This window comes from Cupriavidus sp. SK-4 (assembly GCF_000611125.1).
GTDB lineage: Bacteria > Pseudomonadota > Gammaproteobacteria > Burkholderiales > Burkholderiaceae > Cupriavidus > Cupriavidus necator.
Map to the genome: position 1 here is coordinate 1 of NZ_JFJW01000158.1, position 6757 is coordinate 6757.

Below are 6757 nucleotides of genomic sequence, written 5' to 3' on the forward strand. Positions count from 1 at the left end.
GCCCGGCGCCGGGCGCGAGCGCCTGATGGCCGCGGTGCGCGGCGAGACCCTGGCCACGCAACGCGACCTGGAGGCCGAGCTGGCCAGCGTGGCCGAGGTCTTCGCGGCATTGCCGCAGCTGGTGGCGCTGTCGCCGCCGGGCGGCGAATACACCTGGACACTGGACGATCCGGAGGACGCGCTCGCCGTGGTCGAGGCGCTGCCCGGCCTGCCCGCGGTGCAGGCCATGGAATGGCCGCGTGGCAAGGAAATCCGCGTGCTGCCGGCCGACCTGCCGCAGCTGGGCGTGCAGATCGAGAGCCGCGGCGCGTGGTACCGGCTGGCCGGCGAGCTGCGCGTGGCCGAGGGGCTGGTGCTGGAGCTGGGCAAGCTGATCGACTGGACCGGCAGCCACGCCGGGCGCTTCGTGCCGATGGGGCAGGGCGTCTACGTGGCGCTGACGCGCACGCTGCGCGGCCGCCTGCGCGACCTGGCCGGCGTTGGTGAGCATGTGCCCGACGGCATTCGCGTACCGCAGATGGCCACGCCGTGGCTGGATGACGTGCTGGCCGGCGCTGGCGTCGATCCCGATGCGCATTTCCGCCAGCGCATCGCCAGCCTGCGCGCAGCGCGCGCAACCGAGATCGCCCTGCCGCCGACGCTGGCCGCCGAACTGCGCCCCTACCAGGAGGCCGGCTTTCGCTGGGCCATGACGCTGGCCGCCTCGGGCCTGGGCGCCTGCCTGGCCGACGACATGGGCCTGGGCAAGACCTTGCAGGCGCTGGCGGTGCTGGTGGCGCGCGCCGGCGGCGGCGCCGCGCTGGTGATCGCGCCGACCTCGGTGTGCGGCAACTGGGCGGCCGAGGCGCGGCGCTTTGCGCCCACGCTCAACGTCCATGTCTATGCCGAGGGCGATCGTGAGACGCTGCTCGCGCAGGCCGGCCCGCATGACCTGGTGATCGTCTCGTACACGCTGCTGCAGCAGGCCAGCAAGGCGTTCTGCGCGCGCGAATGGCATACCGTGGTCGCGGACGAGGCGCAGGCCTTCAAGAATGCGGTCACGCGGCGGGCGCAGGCGATGTTCGCGCTGCCGTCGGGCTTCCGCATGGCGCTGACCGGCACGCCGGTGGAGAACCGGCTGGCCGAGCTGTGGTCGGTGATGCGGTTCTGTAATCCGGGCTTGCTGGGCTCGCTGGCCCGCTTCAACGAACACTTTGCCAACCCGATCGAGCGCGGCGGCATGCGCGAGGCGCGCCAGCGGCTGCGCCGCATGATCGCGCCGTTCGTGCTGCGCCGGACCAAGGCGCAGGTGCTGGACGAACTGCCGCCGCGCACGGAGCTGGTGATCCGGGTCGAGCCCGAGCCGGTCGAAGCCGCGCACTACGAGGCCCTGCGCCGCCAGGCCCAGACCGAGGCCGAGGCCGCGCTGGCGCGCGTGGAAGCGGCACGCAAGGCCACCAAGGGCGCGCCTGCCGGGGCCCGTGTGCGCGCCCTGGCGCAGGCCCAGCACCAGGCCCAGGCGCGCATCCACGTGCTGGCGCAGCTGATGCGGCTGCGGCGCGCGGCGTGCGACCCGCGCCTGGTCACGCCGGAACTCAGCGGCCAGCTGTCCGAAGGCGCCAAGCTGCGCGCCTTTGTCGAGCTGGCCAGCGAGCTTGCCGCGAGCGGCCACAAGACCCTGGTGTTCAGCCAGTTTGTCGATTTCCTGCAGCTGCTGCGCCAGGGGCTGGAGCGTGCCGGGCTGGCGCTGCAGTACCTGGACGGAGCCACTCCCGCGCCCGAGCGTACCCGCCGCGTGGCCGCCTTCCAGGCGGGCGAGGGCGATGTCTTCCTGATCAGCCTGAAGGCCGGCGGCTTCGGCCTGAACCTGACCGCGGCCGACTACGTGATCATTGCCGACCCCTGGTGGAACCCCGCCGCCGAAGACCAGGCCATGGGCCGCGCGCACCGCATCGGCCAGCAGCGCCCGGTGACGGTGTACCGGCTGATCAATGCCGGCACTATCGAAGAGCGCATCGTCGACCTGCACCGCGACAAGCGCGCGCTGGCCGACGGGCTGCTGGAGGCCGACGACGACAGCGCCGCGGGAACCGGCGCGCCGCTGCCGGACGTGGACGAGCTGGTGGGGTTGCTGCGGCGCTGAGGCGATGCCGAGGAGGGGTACATATGCCCCGATGGAATACCCTCAAGCGAACACGGTCGTTTGGTTTTGGCAGGAACCTTGCTATCGTGTGGCGCTGGCCCGGGGCTCAGATCCCGGTCATTGTGCCGACCCGCCGCGCCGGGTCTTACCTTGCTGATACTTACCGACGGTGCCCCCCATGCCTACTTCGTCCCGCCTGCTTCCGCGCTTGTCCTTCCGTTCCGCTACCGGCCTGGCCGTGCTGTGCGCCGCCGCTGCCATCAGCACGGTCAGCATGCCCGCCCGCGCGCAAGGGGAGTGGCCGACGCAGCCGGTGACGATCCTGATGGGCTTTACTGCCGGCTCCGGCGTCGACATCGTCGGCCGCACGCTGCAGGAGTCGCTGCAGAAGTCGCTGAAGACCACCATCATCTACGACTACCGGCCGGGCGCCGGCGGCAACGTCGCCTCCGAGGTGGTCGCGCATGCCAAGCCGGATGGCTACACGCTGCTGCTGGGCACCGCCGCCACGCACGGCATCAACCCGGCGCTGTACAAGAACCTGCCGTTCGACGCCGAGGCCGATTTCACCCCGATCGCGCCGCTGGTCGAGGTCTCCAACGTGCTGACCGTCAACCCGGCGGTGCTGGACGTGAAGTCGGTCAAGGAGTTTATCGAGAAGGTCAAGGCCAACCCGGGCAAGTACAACTTCGCCTCCACCGGCAACGGCACCGGCACGCACCTGGCTTTTGCCGAGTTCAACGCGCGCGCCGGCCTGGACATGGTCCACGTGCCCTACAAGGGCGGCCCCGACGCGCTGCAGGCGGTGGTGAAGGGCGAGGTCTGCTGCATCTTCAACCAGGTGCAGAGCGTGCTGCCGCAGTACCGCGCCGGCAAGGTGCGCCTGCTGGGCGTGACCACCAAGCAGCGCGTGCAGGTGATTCCCGACGTGCCGACCATTGCCGAGAGCGGCCTGCCTGGCTTCAACAGCACCATCTGGTTCGGCTTCTTCGGGCCGAAGGGGCTGGATCCGAAGATCGCGCGCAAGGTCAATGATGCGGTGAAGGTGGCGCTGGAAACGCCGGCGATCCGGCAGAAGCTGATCGATGCGGGCAACACGCCGCGGGTTGAGACTGTTGATCAGTTCAAGGCTACGGTGAAGGGGGATCGGCAGAAGTGGGCGGGGGTGGTTAGGACTGTGGGGGCTTCGGTGGATTGAGGGTGGTTGGGGATGGTTGGGGATGGTTGGGGGATGGTTGGCCATGCGGTCGGGTGTCGCAGAGCCTGCACCCACGAGAAGCGGCAAACGCCCCCCACGCCCCACCCCTAAGCCCTAACCCCCAACCTAGTCAACAAATGCGCCAACTGCGCCTGCGTCCCCGTAGCCGTCTTGGTAAAAATAGCCTTCAACTGCGTACGCCCGGTCTCGCGCCGGATGCCGATCAGCTCGCACGCCTCGGGCAGGCCGATGCCCGATGACAGCTGCAATGCCAGCCGGGTCTCGGCCGGCGTGAGGCCGTAGAGGTCGCGCAGAACGGCCGGCAGCGTCATCGGCGCGGTGCCGGGCTCGTGGATCGCCACCAGCACGCTGGGGCGCTGCCAGTCCATCGCCAGATGGTGCGCGGGCGGCAGCGGCAGCAGGACGACCTGGGCCTGGCGGCCGGCGCTGTCGGCCGCGCGCAGCGCCTGCGCCGGCTGCGGGTTGGCGGGGTTGCATGCCGCCCGCAGCGCTTCGGCAAACGGGCGCGACAGCTGCCAGCCGGCTTCCTCGCGCACGGCTGCGGCAGGCGGCGCCACCGCGCTGGTTTCGATCGACACCGCCGGCAGCAGCCGGCGCACCCAGGCCTCGCCAATGCTGTTGGCCAGCAGCGGCTTGCCGTCGTCGCGGAACACGATCACGCCGAACGGCAGCCGCTCCATCAGCTGCGCCGACGCATGCGCCAGTGCCGACACCTGGTGGGTGCGGTCGCGCAGCGCCATCGCATGGCGCACGTGCGGGATGGCCCAGTCGAGCGCGCGCGCGTCTTCGGGCGAATAGTGGTCGTGGCCCTGCGGGCGCTGCAGCGACAGGAACACGTCGTAGTGCGGCTGGCGCTCGATCAGGCAGGCCATCACCGACGACTGCTCGAATTGCCGCAGGAACTCGCCGTAGAAGGGCGATCTGCGCATCGCCGGCACGCCCAGCTCGCGTGAATCGATATACCAGTTGCCCACCGACATGCGTCTGGCGAACGGCAGGGCCGGGTCGATGGCCACGTATTGTTCGCTGTAGGCGGCCACCGCCTCCGGCATGGGGTTGACCTCCTGGTTCACCAGCACGCGCTCGTTGACCGTGTCGAGCACCAGCAGATGGGCATGCGTGCTGCCGCTGGCCTGGCACAGCGCGCCCAGGCTGCGCTGCCAGGCGTCGGCATCGAAGATCCCCTCGTACAGCGCGCGAATGGTGTCGTGCATCTGTGTGTCGCTCATGGCTTCCCTTCTTTTTACTTCTTGTACTTTTAGCACTTTTTCCGCGGGGCAACGGGCGGGCCGCAGGCGCGGCGCCGGCCCGCTGCCGGGCGCGTGGTGTTCAGGCCTCGTCCAGCGCCGCGCCGAGGCGCGAGAGCAGATGCGTCAGCTGGGCCTGGCTGTTGCAGCCGGTCTTGTGGAATACGGCCTTGAGCTGGGTGCGCGCGGTTTCGTGGCGGATGTTCAGCTGCTGGCTGGCTTCGGGCAGGCCCTGGCCGGTGGCCAGCTGGGTGGTCAGCCGGGTCTCCGCCGGAGTCAGTCCGTACAGGTCGCGCAGCACCGGCGCCAGCAACAGCGGCGCGCTGTCCTGCTCATGCACGATCACCAGTGCCGCCGGTTCCTGCCATTGTGCGGCAAAGGCGTGCGAAGGCGGCAGCGGCAGCACGATCACCTGCGCGCAGGCGCCGTTGCCGTCGGTGGCGCGGGCGGCCTGCGCGGCGACCGCGCGCTGCGGGTCGCAGGCGGCCTGGACCATGTCGGCGAACGGGCGCGACAGGGTCCAGTCCGACACCTTGCCGGCCGGGTCCAGGCGCCGCGCCCAGCGCTCGCCGGCGCGGTTGCTCAGCAGCACCTGGCGCTGCGGCGAGAACACCAGCAGCGCAAAATTGAGCCGCTCCACCAGCTGCGTCGACAGCCGCGCCAGCACCGTCAGCCCCAGCGTGCGGTCGCGCATGGCCATGGCGCTGCGCATATGCGGGATGATCCAGTCCATGCCGCGGGTGTCGTCGGGCGAGAACAGCGGCTGCGTGCGCGCGCGCTGCATCGAGAAATAGACTTCGTAGTGGGGCTGGCGCTCGACCAGGCAGGCCACGTAGGAGCGCAGGTCGTAGCGGTGGAAGAAGTCGCGGTAGAACGGATGGCGGGCCATGGTGCCTTCGCCCAGTTCGCGCGCGTCGATATACCAGTCGCCCGGCCGCAGGCGCGGCGCGAACTGCTTGGCCGGATCGATGGCCTGGTAGTCCGATTCGTACTCGGAGAACAGCTCCACCACCGGATTGACGATCTCATTGACGGTGACCTGGTCGCGGACAGTGTCCCAGACCATCATCGAGGCGTGTGCCGTGCCCGCCAGTTCCGTCAGGGTGCGCAGGCTCTGCTGCCAGGCACCGGGATCGAGAATGCCCTCGTACAAGCCACGGATCGCTCCGTGCATGTCGGCTTCTTTCATCTGACTCACCCCCTGCATTCGCGACAAGGAAATGCGCGGCGCCGGCGGTGCGTCTGATCGCACACCGGCTGCATTCTTTTTGGCTGCTTGTTATTTTGGCCGCCTGTTGTCATGGCCGTTTCAAGACCGGCTCTGGCGCTTTTTGCGTGTCTGTTGTAGCAGACGTTGCATACATTACCGCACTCGGGGGTCAAGAGGGGCATGGAGCTGACCCTTCTTTCGTGGGGAGGTATGTCACCAGCATCCAGTGGCGTTGTCTAGAATGTGCCGCAAGGGGCACATGTCTAGCGCGTAACGGTCCGGAATCGGCAAAGCGTTGACCACGATCAGGTAAAATGCCCGTTTCCCCGAATTCCAGCGAAATCTCGCGCCATTCATCGCCATGACCTCTGTCCTGCGTCTTTCCGACCTGATTTCCCAAGGCAAAATCTCCGGCAAGCGGGTGTTTATCCGCGCCGACCTGAACGTGCCGCAGGACGACGCCGGCAACATCACCGAGGACACCCGCATCCGCGCCTCGGTGCCGGCCATCGAGGCCTGCCTGGCTGGCGGCGCCGCGGTGATGGTCACCTCCCACCTGGGCCGCCCGACCGAGGGCGAGTTCAAGCCCGAGGATTCGCTGGCGCCGATCGCCACGCGCCTGTCCGAGCTGCTGGGCAAGCCGGTCAAGCTGGTGCAGAACTGGGTCGACGGCGTCGAGGTGGCGCCGGGCCAGGTGGTGCTGCTGGAAAACTGCCGCGTGAACAAGGGCGAAAAGAAGAACAGCGACGAACTGGCCCAGAAGATGGCCAAGCTGTGTGACGTCTACGTGAACGATGCCTTCGGCACCGCCCACCGTGCCGAAGCCACCACGCATGGCATCGCCAAGTACGCCCCGATTGCCTGCGCCGGCCCGCTGCTGGCTGCCGAGATCGACGCGCTGGGCAAGGCGCTGGGCCAGCCGGCGCGCCCGCTGGTGGCAATCGTGGCCGGCTCCAAGG

5 protein-coding genes are annotated in these 6757 nt (G+C 69.1%); 3 read left to right on the top strand and 2 right to left on the bottom strand.

Annotated features, from left to right (window positions below; all coding sequences use genetic code 11):
* A partial coding sequence (locus CF68_RS31070) for a DEAD/DEAH box helicase (protein WP_035826586.1) occupies positions 1-2122 on the top strand: 2122 nt, incomplete at its 5' end.
* Between the two features lie 178 nt (positions 2123-2300).
* Positions 2301-3320: a tripartite tricarboxylate transporter substrate binding protein gene (locus CF68_RS31075; protein WP_035826588.1), complete on the top strand. Its 1020-nt coding sequence runs from the start codon at positions 2301-2303 to the stop codon at positions 3318-3320.
* 107 nt (positions 3321-3427) lie between these two features.
* Here CF68_RS31075 and CF68_RS31080 read toward each other — a convergent pair whose 3' ends face one another.
* Entirely contained in the window at positions 3428-4570 is a 1143-nt protein-coding gene (locus CF68_RS31080; protein ID WP_035826591.1) for a helix-turn-helix transcriptional regulator, read from the bottom strand.
* A 100-nt stretch (positions 4571-4670) separates the two neighbouring features.
* Complete coding sequence (locus CF68_RS31085; RefSeq protein WP_035826592.1) at positions 4671-5777, bottom strand: helix-turn-helix transcriptional regulator; 1107 nt, start codon at positions 5775-5777, stop codon at positions 4671-4673.
* Between the two features lie 382 nt (positions 5778-6159).
* On the opposite strand from CF68_RS31085, the gene pgk reads away from it, so the two are divergent.
* The coding region (gene pgk, locus CF68_RS31090; protein WP_035826593.1) for a phosphoglycerate kinase at positions 6160-6757 on the top strand (598 nt) is incomplete at its 3' end.

Bases quoted from the DNA above. Each gene is read 5' to 3' on its own strand.
- CF68_RS31085 (WP_035826592.1), bottom strand. From the start codon at position 5,777: ATGAAAGAAGCCGACATGCACGGAGCGATCCGTGGCTTGTACGAGGGC.
- CF68_RS31075 (WP_035826588.1), top strand. From the start codon at position 2,301: ATGCCTACTTCGTCCCGCCTGCTTCCGCGCTTGTCCTTCCGTTCCGCT.
- CF68_RS31080 (WP_035826591.1), bottom strand. From the start codon at position 4,570: ATGAGCGACACACAGATGCACGACACCATTCGCGCGCTGTACGAGGGG.